Source organism: Burkholderia sp. BCC0506 (assembly GCF_902833145.1).
Lineage (GTDB): Bacteria > Pseudomonadota > Gammaproteobacteria > Burkholderiales > Burkholderiaceae > Burkholderia.
This window is the reverse complement of sequence record NZ_CADFEN010000003.1, coordinates 170,895-193,457: the sequence shown is the minus strand read 5'-3', so window position 1 is coordinate 193,457 and position 22,563 is coordinate 170,895. Positions and strand designations below refer to the sequence as shown.

The window sequence follows — 22,563 nt, the reverse complement described above, 5'->3', positions numbered from 1 at the left end:
CGCTCGTGTGCCGCATTTTTCGTTCATTTCACTTTCGGGAGAGCGCACGTGCGTCGCCTGTTCGTTTCATGCTGTCTGAGTTTTTCGTTGCTGGCCGGCGTCGCGCATGCGCAGCCGGCGCCCGATCCGCAGAAGGTGCTTGCCGCGAGCGATGCGATCCGCACGCCGGAGAAGTCGTTCGTGCTGACCGCGACGCTCGTCGAGTACCGGTCCGGCAAGCAGGTCGACGGCAACACGCTGTCGATCTACTCGAAACCCGACGCACCCGGCGGCGCGTTCCGCACGCTGGTGCGCTTCGTCGCGCCGGCGCGCGACACGGGCAAGCTGATGCTGAAGAATGGCAACGACCTGTGGTTCTACGATCCGGCGAACCAGGCGAGCGTGCGGATCTCGCCGGACCAGCGGCTGCTCGGGCAGGCCGCGAACGGCGACGTCGTGACGGTCAATCTCGCGCACGACTACACGGCCGAGCTGAAGGGCATCGAGGACATCGCCGACGGCGACCGGCAGACGCGCCGCGCGTACCGGCTCGCGCTCACCGGCCACGGCGACGGGCTGACCTACCGCCGCATCGAGATCTGGATCGACGCGGCGAACAACCGGCCGCTGAAGGCGCGCTTCTATTCGGAAAGCGACCGGCTGCTGAAGACCGCGTTCTACCGGCGCTACACGATGCAGCTCGGCGTCGAGCGGCCGACCGAGACGGTCATCATCGACGGGCTCGACAGCAACTGGGTCACGGTCATGCGCTTTTCCGACTACGCATGGCGCGACATTCCCGATGGCTGGCTGCAGCGCGACTACCTGTCCCGCTTCCAGGCGCAATGACGGTGCGGCGTCGAGGCCGGATCGCGGCGATCGCGTGTTGTGTGCTGTTGCCGGCGCTCGCGCGAGCGGCCGAGGCGGGGGGCGTCGATGCGGCCGATGCGGCCGACGCCGCGGCGCTCACGCTGGCCGACCAGTCGCCCGCGCCGCCGGCCGATACCGCGAAGCCGTGGAAGCTGAACGTGCAGGACGCGCTGCGCGCGAGCCGCTATCGCGACGGCGGCGAGGCGGGCCGCAACCAGCTGTCGATCGAATTCGAATACGGGCAGTGGCTGACGCCGACCTTCGCTGCGCACTTCTCGATGCGCTTCGACCGCTTCGATCCGCTCGGGACGTCGCGCACGTCGTCGCGCGACGTGACGCTCGTGAAGGAAGCGTATGCGAGCTGGCGCGCGTCGCCGGCGTTCGTCGTCGACGCGGGGCGCGTGAACCAGCGGCTCGGCGCGGCGATCGGCTACAACCCGACCGACTTCTTTCGCGCGGGCGCGGTGAGCCTCGACGTACCGCCCGACCCCGACAGCCGCCACACGAACCGGCTCGGTACCGTCGCGCTGCGCGCGCAGCAGGTGTGGAACACGGGCTCCGTCGCGGCGCTGTTGTCGCCGCGGCTCGAACGCCGCAGCCTGCCGGGCGATCCGGCTGCATCGTCCGACCTGCAGCGCACCAACGGCGTCGATCGCTGGATGCTCGTCGCGAGCCAGCGGCTCACGGCGACGCTCCAGCCGCAATGGATCGTCTACGGCGAAAGCGGGCAGGCGCCGCAGTTCGGCCAGAATCTGAGCGTGCTGCTCGGCAACTCGGTGGTCGCGTACGTCGAATGGGCGGGCGGCTACCGGCGCTCGCTGATCGCGCGCGCAACCGGCGCGGGCAACGACAGCGCGTTTCGCGCCAGTTCGTCGGTGGGCGCGACGTGGACGCTGCCGGTCGACCTGTCGCTCACCGCCGAATTCCAGAGCAACGGCGGCGGCGCGGAGGCCGCGCAATGGCGCGCGCTGCAGCGCGCGAACCCCTATGCGTGGGGCAGCGCGGTGCGCACGTCGATTGCCGCGCAGGAACTGCAGACCCGTCACGGCGTGTTCCTGATGGCGGCGTGGCGCAATATCGGCGTGCGCCGGCTCGACCTGTCGGGTTTCATGCAGGCCGATCTCGGCGGCGGCCGGCAATACTGGGTCGAGCTGCGGCGCCGCTTCGACCGGTTCGACGTCGCGCTGCAGTGGCTGCATCAGCGCGGGCCGTCGTGGAGCCGCTTCGGTGCGATGCCGGAGTCGAGCAGCGTGCAGGTGCTGGGCATTTTCTATCGATGACGAGGCAAGGAGAGTTCGAATGAGCAAACGCGCGCTTCAGGCGGCGACCGCCGTGCTCGCGCTGGTTCCGACGGTGACCGGGGTGCTCGGCATGATGGGCATCCACGATCCGCTGTATGCGTCGCTCGGCATCGCGCTGCCCGCCGACGCGACGCTGGACGGCAACCTGCGCTTCTACGCGGGTGTCTGGTTCGGGCTCGGGCTCGCGGCGTTTTCCGTGATCCCGGGGATCGAGCGGCAGGGGCGATTGTTCGCGACGCTATGGGCGATGATCTTTCTCGGCGGCATCGGACGGCTGATTTCACTCGCGTCGCTCGGGTTGCCGTGGCCGCCGTTCGTCGGCTTCACGGCGCTCGAAGTCGTCGGCGCGCCGTTGTTCATCGCGTGGCAACGGCGCGTGGCTGCTCGCGCAACCTGGGAGCACACACATGCATGACATCGACAGCCTCATCGGCCGGCGCGCAGCGATCGCGCGACATCTTGTGCGACGCGTGGCGCGATCGTTCACGCGTTTCTTGTCCTGCACCGCGCTGCTCGCATGCGTCGCACTTGCCGCACCGTCAGCCGGCGCACAAACGGCGGCCGGCGCCGCGCTCGACGACTACGCGGCCACCCGCTATCCGATCATCCTCGTGCACGGCCTGACCGGCACCGACGATTATTTAGGCGTCGTGCCGTACTGGTACGGCATGCAGGCCGACCTGCAACGGCATGGCGCGACCGTCTATGTTGCCGACCTGTCCGGCTTCCAGAGCGATCTCGGCCCGAACGGGCGCGGCGAGCAGTTGCTCGCGTACGTGAAGCAGGTGCTCGCGGTCACGGGCGCGGCCAAGGTCAACCTGATCGGGCACAGCCAGGGCGGGCTGACGTCGCGCTACGTGGCGTCGGTCGCGCCCGCGCTGGTCGCATCGGTCACGACGATCGCGACGCCGCATCGCGGCTCGCAGTTCGCCGATTTCGTGCTCGGCGCGCTCAGGCTCGACCCGACGGGCCTGTCGACGCCGGTGTTCGGCGCGCTGCTGAACCTGTTCGGGATCCTGACCAGCGACAGACACAATACGAACCAGGATGCGATTGCCGCGCTCAACGCGCTCGGTACGACGTATGCCGCGCAGTTCAACCGGTTGTTCCCAAGCCCCGGCCTCGGCAGCGGGGCGTGCAGCACCGGCGCCCCGGCCGAGACGATCGGCGGCAACGTGCATCTGCTGTATTCGTGGAGCGGAGCCGCTTACCAGCCCGTGTCGCTGCTGGGCATCGTGACGGGAGCCGTCGACACCAGCGTGCTTCCCGTCATCGATCCGGCCAACGTGCTGGATCCGTCGACGCTCATGTTCTTGACGGCCGGGAACGTCATGGCGCTGGCCGGCGCGGGTTCGAACGACGGCTTCACGTCGACCTGCAGTTCGCTGTTCGGCACGGTGATCTCGACGCGTTATCGCTGGAATCACTTCGACGCGATCAACCAGTTGCTCGGCATTCGCGGCGCGTATGCGGAAGATCCGGTCGCGGCACTGCGCGTGCATGCGAACCGGCTGAAGCTGCAGGGCGTGTGAGCGATGAAGGGCGGGACGATGCTGTTGCGTGCTGCGCTTTATGGCGCGACCGGTACGCTCGCGGCGGCCGCGGTATGGCATGCGCTCGGCCCGCCGGACGTGCCGACGGCTATCGCGGGCGTTGCACCCGTCGTGGACGCCGCGGTACCCGGCGAGGCGACGGTGCGGCCACCCGCGGGTGCCGCGTCCGAGGTCGCGCTGCCGGCGGCGCTCGCGGGGTCGAGCGCGCCGCGCCTGCCGGTGGGGTCGGACGGGCATCTCGCGAAGCGGCACGCGGTGCGGGAATTCTTCGACTACTATCTGCTGGCGCAGCACGAGCTGGCGCCGGCCGCGCTCGATGCACTGGTTGCGCGCGCCCTGGCCGCGCAGCCGATCGGCGCGGCGGCGCAGCGCGACGCGCTCGACCTGTGGCCGCGCTATCGCGCGTGTGTCGCGGCGTTCGATGCGCGCCCCGGGGCCGCGCCGTCCGGTGCGGGCCTCGATCCGGATGCGATCGCGCTCGCGCTCGAGCAGCGCGTGTCGCTCGCGAGCCGTTGGCTCGGCGACTGGAGCGCGCCGTTCTTCGGCGACGAATTCCGGCAGCAGCGCGATGATCTCGAGCGGATCCGGATCGCGCGCGATCCGTCGCTCGGCGAGGCACGCAAGCGCGAACGTCTTGCCGCCCTCGACCAGTCGCTGCCGCCCGGCATGCGCGACGCACGCGAGCGGCTCGCGCGGCAGCGCGATGCGATCGCGGCGGTCGCACGACTCGACGCGCAGCGCGCGACGCCCGATGTGCTGCGTGTGCAGCTCGGTGCCGACGTCGCCGAGCGGGTCGTGCAGATGCAGCAGCGCGACGATGCGTGGCAGGCGCGTTATCGCGACTACACGGCCGAACGCGAGCGGCTCGACACGCAGCTGCTGGCGCCGGACGCGCACGATGCACAGCTCGCGCAACTGCGACAACGCATCTTTCCGGATCGCGCGGACGCGCTGCGCGCCGCGTCGCTCGATGCGGGCAGCACGTCCGGCCCCGCAGCCGCGCACTAGCGCGACCTCACCCCGTGCCGTCATCGCGGGCCGGCGCGATCCCGCCCGCTCCTCGCACGTTCGTCGTCCGGACAGTGTGGGCCATGCCACTCAACCCGCATTATTTCGCAAGATGAATTATTTTCATTGGCGGACTTAATCGAATTGGAACGGATTGAATTGCGTTGAGTATTATCAATGATTAATCGTGGAGTCGCATTTATTAAATCGATGTTTAAGTCTGCAATACATGATTGACAATGCAAGAAAACTTCATGGAATCGAATAAATTGTCAAATTACTTCATGTAACAAAGGCGGAGTGGCGCGAATGGTGGGCCTGCGTGATACCTTTTTGCTCAATGCAAGCGGGATGAGAACGTCAGAACTGGAAAGACAGAGAAAAGATCCCGTTTAAAAAGCATGAAGTTCGGTGGCCGGGCAGGGATACAACGTACGAGGTGCGCCGTGATACACGAGGCAAACAACGTCATCGAGTTGCCGCATGCGCTGGGGGCCAATCATTTCCTGTCTGCGCTCGACGGAATGGATCTCGCGGAATGGGCGCCTCATCTGCAGCTGGCGAATCTCAGGACCGGCGAGGTGCTGTGCGACGCGGGCGAGAACCTGGGCGCCGTCTATTTTCCCGTGACGGCGGGCATTTCGCTGCAGTACACGGCAGGCGGCAAGGCGACGCTCGGCGTCACGGAAATCGGCCGCGAGGGTGTCGTATGCGACGACATCATCGGCAGCGCGATGCAGCGGCGCGTCGTCGTCTATCGCGGCGGCTTTGCCTACCGGCTGCCTGCATACCGGTTCGCGCACGCGTGCGACGCATCGGCCGCGGTGCGGCGGCAGGTATTCGTGCGCATGCAGCTGGCGCTCTCCCAGGCGTCGCAGGTGATGTTCTGCGGCCGCCATCACGTGATGCGGCATCAGCTCGGCCGATGGCTGCTGGTTGCGTACGAGCGCTCGCGCAGCATCGAGATCCCGGTCACGCACGGCATGCTCGGCCAGTTGCTGGGGGTGCGGCGCGAGACGGTCTCCGACACCACGCGGCAACTCCACGAACTGGGCCTGATCCATCAGCACCGCGGCGCGATCGTGCTGACGGATCTCGCGAATCTCGAACGACAGGGCTGCGACTGCCATCGCATCATCCGGGACGAGACGCGCCGCATCCTGACGGTCGATGCGGTGGCGAATGCGGGTGACGTGTCGTCATGCCGCGTCAGGACGATCTAGCCGCCTCGGGGCGCGGCGAGCCAGACGGGACCGAAGCAGGGGGGGCATCGATGCCGGACGTCCGGCCGATGCCGGGCCGGTGGCGTCGAGAATAATCAGAAAAGCAGTCATTCAGTATGGAAAACATGTCGAAGCGCCAGAGTCAGCGCAGCTCGTTTTACGTGTGGCCGTGGAGTCCGGCGCTCGGCATCCTGCCGATCGTCGTCGTGATCGTCGCGCTGGCCGGATTCGTCGCCGTCAGCCTGATCGTGATCATGTCGCTGCGCGTGTACGTCGGCGGCGAAAGCAGCTGGTCGAAGGCACAGAAAGACGAGGTGATCCTGCTGACCCGCTATGGCCAGACGGGCGACGAGAAGCTGTTCGACGACTACCTGGCGGTCGACCGGACCCTCACGTTTCTCGGCGTCGCGCGTCGCGCGATGGTCGGCGTGCCCGCGGATTCCAGCATCGCGCGGGCCGCGATGATCGCGGCCGGCATCAATCCCGTCGATGCGGCGGCGGTGGTGTGGTTCTATCCGGTTCTGAGCAGCTTCGCGAGCCTGAACGTCGCGCTGCGGTACTGGGAGGATGCGGATCGGCAACTGGTCGGCCTGCGCCAGCTTGCCGATGCGCTGCGCGAGTCCGTGCGGGCGGGCGACGCGCATCGCACGCGTCGTCTGAACCGCGAGATCTGGGATCTGAATTCGCGCATCGAGCCATTGCCGAAGCGCTTTTCCGACGAACTGAGCGCCGAATTCCGCTCGGCCGTGATCCAGCTGTTCCTGTCGTACCTCGTCGCGTCGCTGCTAATCATGCTGCTGTCGGTGCGCTGGGCAAATCGCGCGCAACGCCAGCAACTGTCGATGCAGACCGAACTCGACCGGAGCCAGGCGTTCGCGGAAGCCGCGCTGCGCTCGGTGGCCGATGCGATTGTCACGATCGGTCTCACGCGCAGCATCGAGACGCTCAATCCGGCGGCCGAACAACTGCTTGGCGCGTCTTCGGACCGGTGCGTCGGCAAGCCGATCAACGATGTGCTGGACCTGATCGATACGTCGACCGGCATGTCGATCAAGCTGCTCGCATCGTTCAGCAACAGCGGCGATCACACCTTTACACGCGATCTCGACCTGATCCGCGGATGCCGTTCCGCGGTGGCCGTACGTGCGTCGCTGTCGAAGATGAACAACGCGGCGGGCCGTTGCGTCGGATACGTGCTGATCCTGCGCGACATGACGCGCGAATACCAACTGATCGAGAAGCTGACCTGGCAGGCATCGCACGATGCGTTGACCGGCCTCGTCAACCGGTCCGAGTTCGAGCGGCGTCTGGGCGAAGCGCTGGCGCGGCGCGCGGGAGGGATGCTGATGGTGCTCGACCTGGACGGCTTCAAGGAAATCAACGACGTATGCGGCCACGCGGCCGGCGACGCGCTGCTGCGCGACGCGACGGCGATATTCCGGCGCGGTCTCGACGACGCCGACGTGGTCGGCCGGCTCGGCGGCGACGAGTTCGGCATCCTGCTGCCTGCCGGCGGCGACGGTATGCCGGACGGCGGCAAGGCCGAGCGCATCCGCGCGTGCGTGGAGGATTTCACGTTCCGGTGGGAAGGCGAGCCGTTCAAGATCAGCGTCAGCATCGGCGTGCTGGATCTTGCATGCCGGCCCGCCAACGTCGAGGCGGCGATGCAGATGGCCGATATCGCCTGTTATGTCGCGAAGGACCGCGGCCGCAATCGCGTGCACGTCGCCGATTCGCGCGACATGAATTCGGGCCGCCAGGCGTACCACCTGCAATGGAGCCGGCGCGTGAAGACGGCGCTCGAGACGAATTCGTTCCAGTTGTATGCGCAACGCATCGTGCCGATCCAGTCGGGAAGCGGCGCGCAGGAGCGCGCGGAGATCCTGCTGCGCATCCCGGACGCCGACGGCAAGCTGATCTCGCCGGTGTTCCTGCCGGCCGCGGAGCGCTACGGCCACATGACGATGATCGACCGCTGGGTCGTGCGCACCGTGATCCAGCGCCTCGCGCGGCTCGAGCGGCGCCAGTACGTCGAATACAACGTGAACCTGTCGGCGATGTCGATCACCGACGAGCGCTTCGTCGAGTTCGTGATCGCCGAGCTGTCGGCGTCGGGGCTCGATCCGTCGTGGCTGTGCTTCGAGATTACGGAGACGAGCGCGGTGCGCAATCTCGAAGTCGCATCGCGCTTCATGTGCGAGCTGCGCGATCTCGGCTGCCGGTTCGCGCTCGACGATTTCGGTGCGGGCATGTCGTCGTTCTCGTATCTGCGCCAGTTGCCGATCGACTATCTGAAGATCGACGGCGGCCTCGTATCGGACATGACGTCCGACCGTGTCAAGCACGGCATCGCGTGCGCGATCAACGATATCGCGCACGTGATGCAGTACCGCACCGTCGCCGAGCACGTCGAGGATACGACGACGGCCGACATGCTGCGCGCGCTCGGTGTCGACTATTGCCAGGGGTATTACTTCGGCCGCCCCGCGCCCTGGCAGGAAGGGGGCTTCCATTGAACGAGCGAGGATCGAACGCATGAGTGTTCCATTTGAACTGACCGGCGACCTGACGGACCTGGCCAGCTATCCCGGCTGGCTGCGCGACGTGGTCGGCGCGACCAACGAGCTGAAGGCCCGTGTCCTGGCGCATCCGTTGTTCGCGGCAATGAGCGCGGGGACCTTGCGCGCGCCGCAGTTGCACGCGTTCTTCGTGACCGGCTGGGCGGTGGTCAGCCAGTTTCCCGAATACATGGCGATGAACCTGGTGAAGACCGCCGCGTACCGGTCGCGCGGCGACGAGAAGGCGCGGCGCTACCTGATCCGCAACATCCGCGTCGAGCAGAATCACGTCGATCACTGGGTCAACTGGGCCGTCGAGTCCGGCGTGACGCTCGACATGATGCTGCGCGGCGATGCGCCGCCGGAAGGATTCGCGCTGAGCCACTGGTGCTGGAAGAGCGGCAGCGCCGATGCGCTCGCGCCGAGCATCGCGGCGACCAACTATGCGATCGAAGGCGTGACGGGCGAGTGGAGCGCGCTGCTGTGCGCGTCGTCGTACGCGGTGCAGTTCGATCCGGCGGTGCGGCATCGCGCGATGCGATGGCTCAAGCTGCACGCCGATTACGACGACCGGCATCCGTGGGAAGCGCTCGACATCGTCGCGACGCTGCTCGGCCGGTCGCCGGCAGCGCGCGACGTGCGGGACGTCGAGACGTCGATTCGCAAGAGCCTCGGCTATTTCGCGACGAGTCTCGATTGCTGCATGCACGCGTAGGAGCCGGCACCGCGCGATCGCGAGCCGGCATGATCGGCAGGACGCCGGCGTGTGTCGTCCAGGTTGTCGTGTCGGGCAATTTTTCATGGCCACTCACGTTCTCGTCCTAGAACCGACGCCGTGCATGCGCGACATGATTCGCGCATTGCTGCGCAGTGCCCAGATCGATACGGCGGCGCTCGACGACGTGTCGATGCTGCCGACCTGCGTGGCGGCGGCGCCGCCGGCGCTGATCGTGCTGCGCGTCGAGCGGCCGGCGACACCCGCGTATACCGCGCTCGGCGCGTTGCGCCGCGCCGGCTGCGACATTCCGGTGATCGTGCTCAGCCGCAGCGCGCACGTGGTCGACAAGGTCGTCGCGCTCGAGATCGGTGCGGACGACTACGTCGTCGAGCCGTTCGAGCCGATGGAGTTCGTCGCGCGTGTGCGCAGCGCGATGCGCCGCCACGCGCCGGACCGGCGTCAACGGCCGCGCGCGTCCGGCATGGCGGAACCCTACGCCTTCGGCGACATCGAGGTGGACTTCGCGAACCGGCGCGCGACCCGCGCCGGGCACGATCTCGGGTTGCGCATGAGCGAGTTCGCGCTGCTCGAGCTGTTCATCTCGCAGCCGATGCGCGTGCTGTCGCGCACGGAGATCCTCGCGCTGCTCGGGCTGAACGCGGCCGGGCGTTCCGAGCGCGGGCTGGACGTGCTGATCTTTCGTCTGCGCAACCTGATCGAGCAAGCCGTCGGCGACTATCGCTACATCCGCACCGTGCGCGGCAAGGGCTACATGTTCGTTCCGCTCGGCACGCTCGGCGACGACGGTCCGGCACCGCCGGGCGCGTGAGCGCAGCGGCGGCTTTCACGGTCCTTCCATCCCCGTTGCCGGTCGGGCGCCGCACATTGTCGTTTTAGAACGACCGTGCTAAATTCCTGCGAGCACCCGCAGTCACCGACCCACAGATCCGGTGCCGGCCACCGGCGCCCACAGGCGCGCCCGAGCGCCGCCCGACAGGAGACAGACGTGATGGAGCTTGCATCGATCGACCACCGTGCGCGTGGCATGGCCGGCGCGCGGCGGACGCCGGATCCGCGGAGGGCGTCGCGATGAGCCTGTTGATGTCGCGACGCGATCTCGCGTTCCTGCTGTACGACTGGCTCGACGCCGAAGCGCTCGTCGCGCTGCCGCGTTACGCGGAGCACAGTCGCGAGACCTTCGACGCGGTGCTCGACACGAGCGAGCGGATCGCCGAAGACCTGTTCGCGCCGCACGCGGCGCGCGGCGATCGCGAGGAACCGCAGTTCGACGGCGAACGCGTGACGCTGATCCCGGAAGTCGGGCCGGCCGTGCGCGCGTTCGCGGACGCCGGGCTGATCGCCGCGGGTCACGACGAAGCGCTCGGCGGCATGCGTCTGCCGAAACTGGTCGAAGCCGCGTCGTTCCTGTTCTTCCAGGCCGCGAACATCGCGACCGCCGCGTATCCGTTCCTGACCGTCGCCAATGCGAACCTGCTCGTCGCGCACGGCAGCGCCGCGCAGATCGACGCATTCGCCCGCCCGCAGCTGGAAGGGCGTTTCCTCGGCACGATGTGCCTGTCCGAACCGCAGGCCGGCTCGTCGCTGTCCGACATCGCGACGCGCGCGGATTTCGACGGCGATTCGCCGCTCGGCCCGCGCTACCGGCTGACCGGCAACAAGATGTGGATTTCCGGCGGCGAGCACGAGCTGGCGGAGAACATCGTCCACCTCGTGCTCGCGAAGATCCCCGACGAACACGGCCGGCTGCAGCCCGGCACGCGCGGCATCTCGCTGTTCATCGTGCCGAAGTTCCTGACGGGCGCCGATGGCGGCGCGAGCGGCGAGCACAACGACGTCGTGCTCGCCGGACTGAACCACAAGATGGGCTATCGCGGCACGACCAACTGCCTGCTGAATTTCGGCGAAGGGACGCGTCATCGTCCGCACGGGCGGGCGGGCGCGATCGGTTACCGGGTCGGCCAGCCGAATCACGGCCTGGCCTACATGTTCCACATGATGAACGAAGCGCGCATCGGGGTCGGCGCCGGCGCGGTGGCGCTCGGCTACACCGGCTATCTGCATGCGCTCGACTACGCGCGCAACCGCCCGCAGGGGCGCCCGCTCGGGCCGGCCGGCAAGGATGCGGCCGCGCCGCAGGCGCCGATCGTCGAGCATCCGGACGTACGGCGCATGCTGCTCGCGCAGAAGGCCTATGTCGAAGGGGGCCTCGCGTTGATCCTGTACTGCGCGAAACGGGTCGACGAAGCGCGTGCGCACGACGATGCGGCGGTGCGCGCCGATGCCGCGCGCCTGCTCGACATCCTGACGCCGATCGCGAAAAGCTGGCCGTCACAGTGGTGTCTGGCCGCGAACGATCTCGCGATCCAGGTGCACGGCGGCTACGGCTACACGCGCGACTACGCGGTCGAGCGGCTCTATCGCGACAATCGCCTGAATCCGATTCACGAAGGCACGCACGGCATCCAGGCGCTCGACCTCTTGGGCCGCAAGGTCACGCAGGACGACGGCGCGTCGCTGCGCGCGCTCGATGCGCGAATCGGCGCGACCGTCGAGCGCGCACGGACGCTGGAGGGCGGCACGCGCGAGCAGGCCGACGCGCTGGCGCAGCGCTGGACGCGACTGTGCGACGTCACGCATCAGTTGAGCGCGATCGGCGATCCGCAGACGCGGCTCGCGAACGCGAGCGTGTATCTCGAAGCGTTCGGCCATCTCGTCGTTGCGTGGCTGTGGCTCGACGTGACGCTCGCCGCGCACGGGCACGACGGCGATTTCCACGACGGCAAGCGTGCGGCGGCCCGTTACTTTTTCCGCTGGGAACTGCCGAAGGTGGACGCGCAGCTCGATCTGCTGTCGAGCGTCGACACGACGACGCTCGACATGCGCGACGCGTGGTTCTGAGCGTGGCTTCAACGACATTCCGGAATACCGACGATCTCGCCGATGCCGACGGTCATCGCGCACACGTCGTGAACCGGCCGCGCGGGAGTATCCCGCACACCGTACCGATGCCCGGCCACGCCGCGCAAGGAGAGAGACGCACATGAAAGCCCTGTTGTGTACCGCATTCGGCCCGATCGACCGCTTGCGCATCGAGGACGTCGCGATCCCCGAGCCCGCTGCCGGGCAGGTCCGGGTCCAGGTGAAGGCCGCATCGCTCAATTTCCCCGACGCGCTGATCGTCCAGGGTCTGTATCAGGTGAAACCGGCGCTGCCGTTTTCGCCGGGCGCCGAATTTGCCGGCGTGATCGACGCGGTCGGCGAGGGCGTCACCGCGTGGCGCCCCGGCGATTCGGTGATGGCGTTTACCGGGCATGGCGGGTTCGCACAACAGTGCGTGGCCGATGCGCGCCAGCTCGCCGCGCTGCCGCCGGGCATGACGTTCGAGCAGGGCGCGGCGCTCGTGCTCGCCTACGGCACGTCGCTGCACGCGTTGCAGCAGCGTGCGCGCCTGCAGGCGGGCGAGACGCTGCTCGTGCTGGGCGCGGCCGGCGGCGTCGGGATCGCCGCGATCGAGATCGCGAAAGCGCTCGGTGCGCGCGTGATCGCGGCGGCCTCGAGCGCGGACAAGCTCGCGCTGTGCCGCGAAGCGGGCGCTGACGAGACGATCGACTATGCGACCGAAGACCTGCGCCGCCGCGTGGACGAACTGACCGGCGGGCGCGGCGCCGACGTCGTCTACGATCCGGTGGGCGGCGCCTACAGCGAAGCGGCGCTGCGCGCGACCGCGTGGCGCGGGCGGTTCCTCGTGGTCGGCTTCGCGGCCGGCGAGATCCCGAAGATCGCGCTGAATCTCGCGCTGCTGAAGGAGCGCGACATCCTCGGCGTGTTCTGGGGCGACGCGGTGCGGCGCGACCCGGCGCAGCATGCGGCGAACATGCGGCTGCTCGCCGAATGGTTCGCGGCCGGCAAGGTGCGGCCGGCGATCACCGAGCGCGTGCCGCTCGCCGGTGCGGCCGACGCGATCGCGCGGATGGCGGCCCGGCAGGTGAAGGGCAAGGTGGTGATCTTTCCGGATGCGTGATCCGGTTTCCCCGCGCGTCCTTCGTCAGCGGCTTCAGTCCTTCGGCAGGCGCAGCGTATCGAGCGCCTGCTGCGAAAACTCGACCCAGAACCGCTCGTTCGCGATGCCGGCCTGCAGCACCAGGTGCTGCAGGCGCTTCGTGCGCGAATCGCCGGCCGCCGGATCGCCGGCCGCCGAATCGCCGGCCGCCGGATCGCCGGCCGCCGGATCGCCGGCCGCCGCAAAGTCGCGCGCCTCGATCTGCAGATACAGGTCCAGCTTTTCCTGATGCAGCGCGATGCGACGCCGGATCTCGTCCTCGAGGCCGGCCGGCCCGAGCACGGCTTCCGCACGCAGGCGCACCATCAATGCTTCGCGCAGCGGCGTCGGGTCTTCCGGTTCGGCGATCCAGCGCCGCAATTCCTTCTTGCCGGCCGGCAGGATCCGGTACGCGCGCTTGCGGCCGCGACCGGATTCGGCGGGCAGCGATTCGATCCATCCCGCTTCCTCGAGACGCCCCAGTTCGCGATAGATCTGCTGGTGCGTCGCCTGCCAGAAGTAGCCGATCGAACGATCGAAACGGTCGGCGAGCTCGGACCCCGAACCGGGCCGTTCGGCGAGGGCGGTGAGAAGCGCGTGCGGCAGGGACATGTCGGATCGAAGAGGCTGCGGAACGAACCGCATCTTGCCATATCGGAGCCGCAGCACAAGCAGCGGGCGATGTTTATGCAACATGTTGCATAAACGGGAGTGGCGAGCTACCATCCATGCAACTTGTTGCATAAACATGGAGACACCCGATGGCTTCCCGTTATCCGCATTTGACGACGCCGCTCGAACTCGGCTTCACGTCGCTCCGGAACCGCGTGCTGATGGGGTCGATGCACGTCGGCCTGGAGGAAGCGCCGAACGGTTTCGAGCGGATGGCCGCGTTCTATGCGGAGCGCGCGCGAGGCGAGGCCGGCCTGATCGTCACGGGCGGCTACGCGCCGAACGAGCGCGGCCGTCCGGCGCCGGGCGGCGCGATGCTGACGACCGAGGCGCAAGCCGAACGTCACCGCGTCGTGACGCGCGCGGTGCATGTCGAGGGCGGCAGGATCGCGTTGCAGATCCTGCATTTCGGGCGCTACGCGTATCACCCGGCGCTCGTGGCGCCCAGTGCGCTGAAGGCGCCGATCAACCCGTTCACGCCGCATGCATTGACGAACGACGAGGTCGACGAGACGATCGCCGATTTCGTGCGGTGCGCGGCGCTCGCGCAGCATGCGGGCTACGACGGCGTCGAGATCATGGGGTCCGAGGGCTACCTGATCAACGAATTCATCGCCGCGCGCACGAACCATCGCGACGACGCGTGGGGTGGCGCGTACGACAACCGCATCCGCTTCGCGGTCGAGATCGTGCGGCGCGTGCGCGAGCGCGTCGGCGCGAACTTCATCGTCATCTACCGGCTGTCGATGCTCGATCTCGTCGAAGGCGGCTCGACGCTCGACGAAGTGATCCGGCTCGCGCGGGCGATCGAGGCAGCCGGCGCGACGATCCTCAATACCGGCATCGGCTGGCACGAGGCGCGCATTCCGACCATCGCGACCAGGGTGCCGCGCGCCGCGTATGCATGGGTGACGCGGCAACTGATGGGCAAGGTCGGCATTCCGCTCGTCGCGACGAACCGGATCAATACGCCGGAAGTCGCCGAGCGACTGCTCGCCGACGGCTATTGCGACATGGTGTCGATGGCGCGGCCGTTCCTCGCCGATGCGGAATTCGTCCGCAAGGCCCGGGAAGGGCGCGCGGACGAAATCAACACGTGCATCGGCTGCAACCAGGCGTGCCTCGATCATACGTTCGGCGGCCGGATCACGTCGTGCCTCGTGAATCCGCGTGCGTGCCATGAAACCGAGCTCGTGATCCGTCCCGCGCCGCGGCGCAAGCGGATCGCGGTGGTTGGCGCCGGGCCGGCGGGCCTCGGCTTCGCGGTCACGGCGGCCGAGCGCGGTCACGCGGTGACGCTGTACGAAGCGGGCGCCGAGATCGGCGGCCAGTTCAACCTCGCGAAAAAGGTGCCCGGCAAGGAAGAGTTCGACGAGACGCTGCGCTATTTCCGCCGGCAGATCGAACTGCGCGGCATCGCGCTGCACGTCAATACGCGTGCGACCGCCGAGATGCTGCTGCAGGGCGGATTCGACGAAGTGGTGATCGCGACGGGCATCGTGCCGCGCACGCCGCCGATCGACGGCATCGGGCATCCGAAGACGCTCGGCTATCTCGACGTGTTGCGCGACGACAAGGCCGTCGGCCGCAGCGTCGCGATCGTCGGCGCGGGCGGCATCGGCTTCGACGTCGCCGAGTATCTCGTTCATCGCGACGGCGGCGAACGTGTCGACGCCGACCGGTTTTTCCGCGAATGGGGCGTCGACCGGTCGTATGCGACTGCCGGCGGGCTGGGCGCCGCGCGGCCCGAACCGGCGGCGCGGCATGTGCATCTGCTGCAGCGCAAGGCGTCGAAGGTCGGCGACGGGCTCGGCAAGACCACCGGATGGATTCACCGCACGGCGCTGAAGGCGCGCGGCGTCGGGATGTCGTCCGCCGTCACGTACCGGCGCATCGACGACGGCGGTTTTCACGTGACGATCGACGGCGTCGAGCAGACCCTGCCGGTGGACAACGTGGTGATCTGCGCGGGGCAGGAGCCGTCGCGCGAGCTGGCGGAGCAACTGCAGGCCGCCGGATGCCGCGTGCATCTGATCGGCGGCGCAGACGAGGCCGCCGAACTCGATGCGAAGCGCGCGATTCACCAGGGCACGACGCTCGCCGCGGCCCTTTGACGCCGATTCGTTTCCTTTCCGTCCAACAACGATGCTGGAGAGCTCGATGACCCCATCCCCGCTGCATCTTCATCCCGCCGTCGCGAAATCGCTCGACGCATGGCACGCAATGGTCGAACGCAAGGACTTCGGCGCGCTGGAATCGATTGTCCATCCGGACGCCGTGTTCCGTTCGCCGATGGCGTTCAAGCCGTACGGACCGGCGCCCGCGCTGCTGATGGCGTTGCGCACGGTGATCACGATCCTCGAGAATTTCACGTATCACCGCCAGTTCGCGACCGACGACGGCAAGAGCGTCGTGCTGGAGTTCGACGCGACCGTCGGCGACAAGGCGCTGAAGGGAATCGACATGATCCGCTTCGACGACGACGGCCGGATCGTCGAATTCGAGGTGATGATCCGGCCGTTCAATGCACTGCAGGCGCTCGGCGCGGAAATGGGCGCGCGGCTCGGGCAGCAGTTGCCGGCGTTCAAGACCGGCGGTTGAGCGGCGCGGCGACGGCGCAGCCGGCGTGCGTGCTCGCCGCGTCCTGCGCGACGTCGAAGACGCTGTCCGGCAGCGCGCGCACGGGCAGCGTGATCACGAAGCGCGCGCCGCCGAGCGGCGAATCCTCGAGCCGCACGTCGCCGCCGTGCACGAGCGCGACGCGCCGCACGATCGCGAGCCCGAGCCCGAAGCCGCCGGTCTGCCGGTCGCGGCTCGAATCCAGCCGCTGGAACGGCTCGAACACGCGGGCGCGCTCGGTGGCCGGAATGCCGGGGCCGTCGTCGTCGACGCTCAGCACGAGCGCGCCGGAGCGGTCGCGGGTGGCGGCCAGCAACACCGTGCGCGACGCATAGCGGGCGCCGTTGCGGATCAGGTTCAGCAGCGCGCGGGCGACGAGTTTCGGATCGCAGACGTGGGTGGCCGGCGCGCCGGCCGTCGACACGTCGAGCGTGAGGCCGCGATCGGCGACGTCGTTCGCGACATTGCCGGCGACGCTGTCGATCAGCGCATCGACGACGACGTCCATCGGCGCGAGTTCGCTCGCGCCTTGTTCGAGCCGCCCGATCGTCAGCAGTTCGGTGACCAGCTCGTCGAGTTCGCGCACGTCGCGCCGCAGCTCGTCGCGGCGTTCGCGCATCCGGCCGCTGTCGTCGGCATCGGCGAGCAGCGCGAGCCCGAATTCGAGGCGCGCGAGCGGCGTCTTCAGCTCGTGTGAAATCCCGTGCATCATCTCGCGCTGCTGCTTGATCGACGCTTCGATTCGTGCGGCCATGTCGTTGAACTGCTGCGACAGCTCGTAGATGTTCGACCGGCCCGACAGCTTCACGCGCGTCGACAGGTTGCCCGCGCCGAACGCATGCGCGGCCGCCTGCAGCTTGCGCAGATCGCGCCAGTGATACGAGGTCCACAGCGCGACGGCGAACAGCGCCGCGAGCGCGATCATCCCGTATGCATAGATCTTGATGTCGAGGTCGGCCGGCTCGATCGGGCGCGCATGCAGCACCGATCCGTCGGCGAGCGGCATGTAGTAGTTCTTGCCGTTGTAGCTGATCGCGATCCTGCGGGCGTCGAGATCCCGCAGCGGCGCGCCGCTCAGCTGGGCGCGGGCCTCGGCCATCGTCACGAAACCGAAGCGTTCGTTGCCGTGCTGCGCGAGTGCGCGCAGCGCGAGCATGCGCTGCGCGCCCGGATGGCGTTCGAGGTAGTCGTTCAGTACGAACGCGTAGGTGGAGAGCGAATCGCGCTGCGCCTGCGCCATGCGCTCGTAGAAGATCCGGTCGAACGAGCATTGAATGAACACGATCGATGCGGCGCAGCACAGGATCACGATGAGATACAGCTTGATCAACGGGCGCAGCATTTACTCGTCCCACGCGGAAGGGCTGAACAGATAGCCGCGGCCCCAGATCGTCTTGATCCGGTGCGGCTCCGATGAGGCGTCCTCGAAGCGCCGGCGCAGCTTCGAGATGCCGGAATCGACCGAGCGGTCGATGCCGTCGAATTCGATCCCGCGCAACTGTTTCAGGATGTCGTCGCGACTCAGTACCGTGCCGGCCGCGCGAGCGAGGATCAGCAGCAGATTGAACTCGGTGGTCTTCAGGTCGACGAGTTCGCCGCGCCACGTGACCGTGCGGTTCGGCGGCGAGATCGTCAGTTCGCCGAACACGAGGGTATGCGGCTGCGTGTCGGCGGGCGGCTCCGGGGCGAGCGGCTGTGCGCGGCGCAGCAATGCGCGTGCGCGCGCGACCAGCACGCGCGGCTCGATCGGCTTGGTCACGTAATCGTCGGCACCGGTTTCGAGGCCCGCGACCTGGTCGTACACGTCGGCGCGCGCGGTGAGGATCAGCACGGGCACGTTGGTGAACGCGCGAATGCGCCGGCAGACTTCCATCCCGTCGAGATTCGGCAGCATCAGGTCGAGTATCACGAGGGCCGGCGCGTGCTCGCGCACCGCCGCGACGGCGAGGTCGCCGCGCCGCACGACCGTCACCGCGAATTCATAACCGTCGAGGTATTCGCGCACGAGCTGCGCGAGGCGGTCGTCGTCCTCGATCAGAAGGACACGGTATTTGAGCGGATTGTCGTTCATGGTCTCCTCGGATGCACGCGTTCAGCGTTTCCATGCTGATGAATGCGCGGTCCGCGAATTCTATCCGGCGTGGCCGCCGCCGGGGCGTCGATACGACAATCGGGAACAAACGATCACAATTGAGCACACATTTGCCGCAGATTCAGGACAGTGCGGCCGCGCCGCCGTATCTAGACTTCGGGCTCCGTCACTCTTGTATCGACATCGTGAGTCCATCCTTCCGCTCGCTGCGCTCGTTGCGCTATTGCATGCCGCTTGCCGGCCTGACCCTCGCCGCCGTTGCCCACGCCGAAAACCAGTACGCGATATCGCTCGGCGGCGGGTTTGCTCCGCGCTACCAGGGCAGCAACCAGTATCGCGCCGTCGTCGCGCCGTCGTTCTCCGCGATGTTCGGCAACGGGTTCTTCATCGACACCGCGGCGGGCGCCGGCTACCGGTTGAACCTGCCGAACGGGGTGTTCGTGTCGGCGGCGCTCGGCTATTCCGCCGGCCGTTCCGACGAAAACCGTTTCGACCTGGAGGGCTCGGATCACCTGAAGGGGATGGGCCGGATCCCGGGTTCGGTGCTCGTCGGCATGCGGGCGGGTGTGCAACTGCTCGATGGCGGCGAACTGAGCGTCACCATCGATGCGCCGGTCACGCATACGTCGCGCGGCTTGTCCGGCCATGTCGATCTCGCGGTGCCGGTGTTCAAGGCCGGGCGCCACGATATCGTCGTGACCGGCAGCGTGCATGCCGGCACCGGGCGCTACATGCAGACGTTCTATGGCGTGACCGACGCACAGTCGGCGGCGAGCGGCTTCAGGCCGTATTCGACGAGCGGCGGGGTCGACAGCGCAACGCTGTCGCTCGCATGGAACTGGAGCGTGTCGCGGCACTGGTCGGTGCATGCGACGAGCGGCTTCACGCGGTTGCTCGGACGCTACGGCGACAGCCCGATCGTGCAGACGCGCAGCAACTACTACGGGATGGCCGGCGTCACGTACAAGTTCTGACGCGGTCGGCATGATTCGCCTGCTCCCCGTAAGGGGAGCACGATTCCGCCGCGGATCGGTGCGGTAACATGACGGCGGCTTCGGCTTCGGCTTCGGCTTCGGCTTCGGCTTCGGCTTCGGCTTCGGCTTCGGCTTCGGCTTCGGCTTCGGCTTCGGCTTCGGCTTCGGGCCGTCGAGGCAGCTGCACGGGGCCGATTCGACTCGAACGGATCGCGCGATACGGTGCTTGGCCGGCCGACGGCGCGCAGAACCCATGATGGATCCAACGCCCGGTGCGTGTGCGCATGCCGCACCTGCCGCGCCGGGCCGCGACAGGGAGAAACCGATGAAGAACACGATCGCGATGCTCGTTGCACTCGTTGCGAGCGCAACCTTTTCAGGATGTGCGGACATGGACACGAAGCACCCCAACGCCACCGCCGGCGGCGCGGCCAGGGCCCCTTTGCAGCCGGGCGCCGCGCAGGTATGCAAGGCGGATGCCGCGCCCGACGATGCGCTGGTCGGCAAGACCGAGGCCGATGCGACCGCGCTGCTCGACGGCTGCCTGTGGCGCGTGCTCGAGCGCGACGGCAAGTCGTTGCCGGGCACGATGGATTACCGGGAGGAGCGTCGCAATCTCGGCATTCGCGACGGGAAAGTGATCTGGGTGCGGCGCGGGTGACGGATTCAGCCGCCGACGAAAATCGGTTGCGGCCGATGTCGCTTTTGCGAGCGCGGCTATCGCCGGCATGCACGTCGCGCGCGACCGATCGGTCGGCCGCAGTGTGTCGCGATTCATCGCCGCGGGTAGCGGCATGGGTGTCCGCGGCGGTCAGGCGCCTTGATACCGTCGTCGACCGGGGCTCGCACGACGCGTGACGCGCCGCGCTGACCGGCGCGTCATGTCACGCCGCGACCGTTCCGGATTGCGGCACCGATACCGTGGTGTCGACCGTCATCGCCGGCGTGACGAGCATCACGCCACGTGCGAGCGGGTCGCTGACCGATGCCGCCAATACCGCTTGCCCTTCCTCTGTCGCGTGATCGGCGGCGACGGCCAGTGCAGCGAGCGCGAGCGCCGCGCCGCTCGCCCCGTTGGCGAGCCCGAGGTGGCGGCTGCGCTCGGCGGCATCATCGCCCCAGATCTGCTCGCTGACCGTCACGACTTCGGTGCGGCGACTGCTGCGTTGATCGGCGTCGGTGACGAATCCGGGTGCCGACAGGTCGGGACGTAACGTCGACAAGCGCGTACGCGTCGCCGCCAGCAACTGTTCGAGTGTCGTCGCTTCGGCCTTGCCGTGATCGGCGGAAACCGCGCGGCGCGCGGCCGCGAGCCGCTGGATCGACGGGACGGACATCGCATGCGGTGTGTCGGGATGGCCGAGCAGCAATGCACATGCGCCTTCACCGGGCATCATGCCGTTCGGCCGATCGCGACCGTAGAGCCGGCCTGCGCGATCCAGCGCGTCGACTGCGTCCTGGCTCGCGGTGGAATCGAACGCGAGGACGACGTGCAGTTCGCCGGACGGTTGCAGGTGCAACGCCTGGATCAGTTCGTCGACGACCGCCCATGCTTGTACGGGATCGGCGACCGTGCGCAATTGCGCACGGACGATGCCCGGTGCGACGGCTTCCCGCGCCGCGTGCGCATCGAGCCATGCGGCGAGCGTGGCGGCGACCGGTCGCCAGCGCTCCGGCATCAGCAGATGGAGTCTGAGCGGCGGCGCGTCGGCGGCCGCGCCGGACAACACGGCATGACGCTCGCGCAATTCGTCGAGTGCATCGGCGGCCAGCAGCAGCCCGCGCCAATGCTCGTCCTGCAGCGCTTCCCGCGCGTCGGGCGCAAGCAGGCTGGTATCGAGCCGGTCGAGCGACACCGAGTCGACCGTGCTCGCGAATACGCCGGTTCCGTCCGGGCGTTGCAGTTCGGGATGAAGCGCGACGGAACGCTCTTCCCGCGCCGCCGCATCGATGTCTGCGGTCGTCGCCCCCGTCGGCAGCCTCACGCTGCTGTCGAGCAGCAGGGCCGACCACGTGTGCGACGTCGGATCTTGCGTGGCAGCGGCGTCCGTCGATGCGGACGAACTCGGCGGTGCGGCGGCCGCGAGCGCCGGATGCGGGCCGAGCGCCCGGCGCAGCCATGCCGCGCAGACGGCGAGGGCCGCCGGCAGCACGAGCCCGCACAGCAGCAACTCCCTGGCGGTGGGGGCATGCCGGGTCGTTTTCCACCAGACGAACACGGCGATCCACACCGCGACGAACAGCGCGGCGACGAATGCCGTCTTGCGCAATCGCGTGATCATTTCCGTCGATTCCCCCATGACTTGCGGCGTCGTGTATCAGTTGCCGTCGCTGCCCGCCGTCCGGCTCGCGACCAGTACGGCGCCGCAGGCCGTCTTGTAGCCGTCGCGCGCGACGCCTTCGCCCTGCACGATCATTGTGTCGTCGCCGTCGACGATGTAATTCGGGCCATGGATCGGACACGTCACCGTGTCGTTGCGGCGCGCGATGCCGCGGCCGTCGACCGACGATAGCGTGGACGCGCTTGTCACGGTGCCGCCATGGCTGTGCTTGTCCCCGAGGACGATGAAGGGTTTGGTCATCCGGATAGGCCTCCTGGCTGGAATCATCGACGATGCAGCGCGGCTTTGCCGCCCGGTGCGGGAGGGCGCGCGTGTCATCGGCAACGTTTTTCGAATCGATTCCGGCTGAATCGGGTATTTATTACCTTTCAGCAATAATTGCCTGTTTCGATTGAGCCGTAATGTAGCTTTCGAGCCGAAGGCCGTCATTATCGTGCGTGATGGCCGCACGTCAAGGCCGGCATTTTTAAATCCAGGTCTGTTTGCTTATGGCGAAGCCCCGCGACGTAATCTAAAATAGTAAGCTTCAATAGGGGTCGCATCACCTGATCCGATTGGCGTGCGTATAGCCAGACAGCGGGCGGTGTTGCGGGG

20 protein-coding genes are annotated in these 22,563 nt (G+C 67.8%); 15 read left to right on the top strand and 5 right to left on the bottom strand.

Features of this window, described 5'->3' with window-relative positions; translation table 11 throughout:
- The first annotated feature begins 48 nt into the window (after window positions 1-48).
- The 11 genes from HWX62_RS08250 (at window position 49) to HWX62_RS08200 (ending at window position 13,252) form a co-directional block, all read left to right on the top strand.
- On the top strand, window positions 49-828 hold the full coding sequence (locus HWX62_RS08250) for an outer membrane lipoprotein-sorting protein (protein ID WP_175929434.1): 780 nt from the start codon (window positions 49-51) through the stop codon (window positions 826-828).
- Complete coding sequence (locus HWX62_RS08245) at window positions 825-2,129, top strand: hypothetical protein (protein ID WP_244135997.1); 1,305 nt, start codon at window positions 825-827, stop codon at window positions 2,127-2,129. Before HWX62_RS08250 ends, HWX62_RS08245 begins: the two co-directional genes overlap by 4 nt.
- Before the next feature lie 19 nt (window positions 2,130-2,148).
- The gene (locus HWX62_RS08240; protein WP_175929433.1) at window positions 2,149-2,565 is read left to right on the top strand and encodes a DUF4345 domain-containing protein; all 417 of its coding nucleotides are present in this window, start codon (window positions 2,149-2,151) and stop codon (window positions 2,563-2,565) included.
- Window positions 2,558-3,682: a triacylglycerol lipase gene (locus HWX62_RS08235; RefSeq protein ID WP_175929432.1), complete on the top strand. Its 1,125-nt coding sequence runs from the start codon at window positions 2,558-2,560 to the stop codon at window positions 3,680-3,682. Before HWX62_RS08240 ends, HWX62_RS08235 begins: the two co-directional genes overlap by 8 nt.
- 3 nt (window positions 3,683-3,685) lie before the next feature.
- Entirely contained in the window at window positions 3,686-4,711 is a 1,026-nt protein-coding gene (locus tag HWX62_RS08230; RefSeq protein WP_175929431.1) for a lipase secretion chaperone, read from the top strand.
- A 446-nt stretch (window positions 4,712-5,157) separates the two neighbouring features.
- On the top strand, window positions 5,158-5,934 hold the full coding sequence (locus HWX62_RS08225) for a Crp/Fnr family transcriptional regulator (RefSeq protein WP_175929430.1): 777 nt from the start codon (window positions 5,158-5,160) through the stop codon (window positions 5,932-5,934).
- Between the two features lie 116 nt (window positions 5,935-6,050).
- The gene (locus tag HWX62_RS08220; RefSeq protein ID WP_175929429.1) at window positions 6,051-8,450 is read left to right on the top strand and encodes an EAL domain-containing protein; all 2,400 of its coding nucleotides are present in this window, start codon (window positions 6,051-6,053) and stop codon (window positions 8,448-8,450) included.
- A gap of 19 nt (window positions 8,451-8,469) precedes the next feature.
- Window positions 8,470-9,207, top strand: coding sequence for an iron-containing redox enzyme family protein (locus tag HWX62_RS08215; protein WP_175929428.1), 738 nt, complete (start codon window positions 8,470-8,472; stop codon window positions 9,205-9,207).
- A gap of 85 nt (window positions 9,208-9,292) precedes the next feature.
- The gene (locus HWX62_RS08210; protein WP_175929427.1) at window positions 9,293-10,039 is read left to right on the top strand and encodes a response regulator transcription factor; all 747 of its coding nucleotides are present in this window, start codon (window positions 9,293-9,295) and stop codon (window positions 10,037-10,039) included.
- A gap of 260 nt (window positions 10,040-10,299) precedes the next feature.
- Window positions 10,300-12,129, top strand: a complete 1,830-nt coding sequence (locus HWX62_RS08205; RefSeq protein ID WP_175929426.1) for an acyl-CoA dehydrogenase — start codon at window positions 10,300-10,302, stop codon at window positions 12,127-12,129.
- A 142-nt stretch (window positions 12,130-12,271) separates the two neighbouring features.
- Complete coding sequence (locus HWX62_RS08200) at window positions 12,272-13,252, top strand: NADPH:quinone oxidoreductase family protein (protein ID WP_175929425.1); 981 nt, start codon at window positions 12,272-12,274, stop codon at window positions 13,250-13,252.
- Between the two features lie 33 nt (window positions 13,253-13,285).
- On the opposite strand, the gene HWX62_RS08195 is transcribed toward HWX62_RS08200, so the two are convergent.
- The gene (locus HWX62_RS08195) at window positions 13,286-13,882 is read right to left on the bottom strand and encodes a PadR family transcriptional regulator (protein ID WP_175929424.1); all 597 of its coding nucleotides are present in this window, start codon (window positions 13,880-13,882) and stop codon (window positions 13,286-13,288) included.
- A 149-nt stretch (window positions 13,883-14,031) separates the two neighbouring features.
- Between HWX62_RS08195 and HWX62_RS08190 the strand changes: the two genes are divergently transcribed.
- Window positions 14,032-16,056: an NADPH-dependent 2,4-dienoyl-CoA reductase gene (locus HWX62_RS08190; RefSeq protein WP_175929423.1), complete on the top strand. Its 2,025-nt coding sequence runs from the start codon at window positions 14,032-14,034 to the stop codon at window positions 16,054-16,056.
- Window positions 16,057-16,102: 46 nt separating this feature from the next.
- Window positions 16,103-16,543: a nuclear transport factor 2 family protein gene (locus HWX62_RS08185; protein ID WP_175929422.1), complete on the top strand. Its 441-nt coding sequence runs from the start codon at window positions 16,103-16,105 to the stop codon at window positions 16,541-16,543.
- Here HWX62_RS08185 and HWX62_RS08180 read toward each other — a convergent pair.
- Together HWX62_RS08180 and HWX62_RS08175 are read right to left on the bottom strand one after the other, a co-directional pair.
- Window positions 16,527-17,903, bottom strand: coding sequence for an ATP-binding protein (locus HWX62_RS08180; protein ID WP_175929421.1), 1,377 nt, complete (start codon window positions 17,901-17,903; stop codon window positions 16,527-16,529). The two genes, HWX62_RS08185 and HWX62_RS08180, sit on opposite strands and share 17 nt — an antisense overlap.
- Window positions 17,904-18,632 carry a response regulator gene (locus HWX62_RS08175; protein WP_175929420.1) on the bottom strand — a complete coding sequence of 243 codons (729 nt, stop codon included), beginning with the start codon at window positions 18,630-18,632 and terminating at the stop codon, window positions 17,904-17,906.
- Between the two features lie 248 nt (window positions 18,633-18,880).
- Here HWX62_RS08175 and HWX62_RS08170 point away from each other — a divergent pair, with 248 nt between their 5' ends.
- Window positions 18,881-19,627, top strand: coding sequence for a MipA/OmpV family protein (locus tag HWX62_RS08170; RefSeq protein WP_175929730.1), 747 nt, complete (start codon window positions 18,881-18,883; stop codon window positions 19,625-19,627).
- A gap of 325 nt (window positions 19,628-19,952) precedes the next feature.
- The gene (locus HWX62_RS08165) at window positions 19,953-20,288 is read left to right on the top strand and encodes a hypothetical protein (RefSeq protein WP_175929418.1); all 336 of its coding nucleotides are present in this window, start codon (window positions 19,953-19,955) and stop codon (window positions 20,286-20,288) included.
- A 223-nt stretch (window positions 20,289-20,511) separates the two neighbouring features.
- On the opposite strand, the gene HWX62_RS08160 is transcribed toward HWX62_RS08165, so the two are convergent.
- The gene (locus HWX62_RS08160; RefSeq protein ID WP_175985118.1) at window positions 20,512-21,909 is read right to left on the bottom strand and encodes a hypothetical protein; all 1,398 of its coding nucleotides are present in this window, start codon (window positions 21,907-21,909) and stop codon (window positions 20,512-20,514) included.
- A gap of 36 nt (window positions 21,910-21,945) precedes the next feature.
- Complete coding sequence (locus tag HWX62_RS08155) at window positions 21,946-22,209, bottom strand: PAAR domain-containing protein (protein ID WP_006490523.1); 264 nt, start codon at window positions 22,207-22,209, stop codon at window positions 21,946-21,948.
- Window positions 22,210-22,563: the final 354 nt, after the last annotated feature.

Bases quoted from the DNA above. Each gene is read 5' to 3' on its own strand.
- HWX62_RS08170 (WP_175929730.1), top strand. From the start codon at position 18,881: ATGCCGCTTGCCGGCCTGACCCTCGCCGCCGTTGCCCACGCCGAAAAC.
- HWX62_RS08230 (WP_175929431.1), top strand. From the start codon at position 3,686: ATGAAGGGCGGGACGATGCTGTTGCGTGCTGCGCTTTATGGCGCGACC.
- HWX62_RS08180 (WP_175929421.1), bottom strand. From the start codon at position 17,903: ATGCTGCGCCCGTTGATCAAGCTGTATCTCATCGTGATCCTGTGCTGC.
- HWX62_RS08195 (WP_175929424.1), bottom strand. From the start codon at position 13,882: ATGTCCCTGCCGCACGCGCTTCTCACCGCCCTCGCCGAACGGCCCGGT.
- HWX62_RS08160 (WP_175985118.1), bottom strand. From the start codon at position 21,909: ATGATCACGCGATTGCGCAAGACGGCATTCGTCGCCGCGCTGTTCGTC.
- HWX62_RS08205 (WP_175929426.1), top strand. From the start codon at position 10,300: ATGAGCCTGTTGATGTCGCGACGCGATCTCGCGTTCCTGCTGTACGAC.
- HWX62_RS08220 (WP_175929429.1), top strand. From the start codon at position 6,051: ATGGAAAACATGTCGAAGCGCCAGAGTCAGCGCAGCTCGTTTTACGTG.
- HWX62_RS08210 (WP_175929427.1), top strand. From the start codon at position 9,293: ATGGCCACTCACGTTCTCGTCCTAGAACCGACGCCGTGCATGCGCGAC.
- HWX62_RS08245 (WP_244135997.1), top strand. From the start codon at position 825: ATGACGGTGCGGCGTCGAGGCCGGATCGCGGCGATCGCGTGTTGTGTG.
- HWX62_RS08235 (WP_175929432.1), top strand. From the start codon at position 2,558: ATGCATGACATCGACAGCCTCATCGGCCGGCGCGCAGCGATCGCGCGA.
- HWX62_RS08200 (WP_175929425.1), top strand. From the start codon at position 12,272: ATGAAAGCCCTGTTGTGTACCGCATTCGGCCCGATCGACCGCTTGCGC.
- HWX62_RS08215 (WP_175929428.1), top strand. From the start codon at position 8,470: ATGAGTGTTCCATTTGAACTGACCGGCGACCTGACGGACCTGGCCAGC.
- HWX62_RS08240 (WP_175929433.1), top strand. From the start codon at position 2,149: ATGAGCAAACGCGCGCTTCAGGCGGCGACCGCCGTGCTCGCGCTGGTT.
- HWX62_RS08190 (WP_175929423.1), top strand. From the start codon at position 14,032: ATGGCTTCCCGTTATCCGCATTTGACGACGCCGCTCGAACTCGGCTTC.
- HWX62_RS08185 (WP_175929422.1), top strand. From the start codon at position 16,103: ATGACCCCATCCCCGCTGCATCTTCATCCCGCCGTCGCGAAATCGCTC.
- HWX62_RS08175 (WP_175929420.1), bottom strand. From the start codon at position 18,632: ATGAACGACAATCCGCTCAAATACCGTGTCCTTCTGATCGAGGACGAC.
- HWX62_RS08155 (WP_006490523.1), bottom strand. From the start codon at position 22,209: ATGACCAAACCCTTCATCGTCCTCGGGGACAAGCACAGCCATGGCGGC.
- HWX62_RS08165 (WP_175929418.1), top strand. From the start codon at position 19,953: ATGAAGAACACGATCGCGATGCTCGTTGCACTCGTTGCGAGCGCAACC.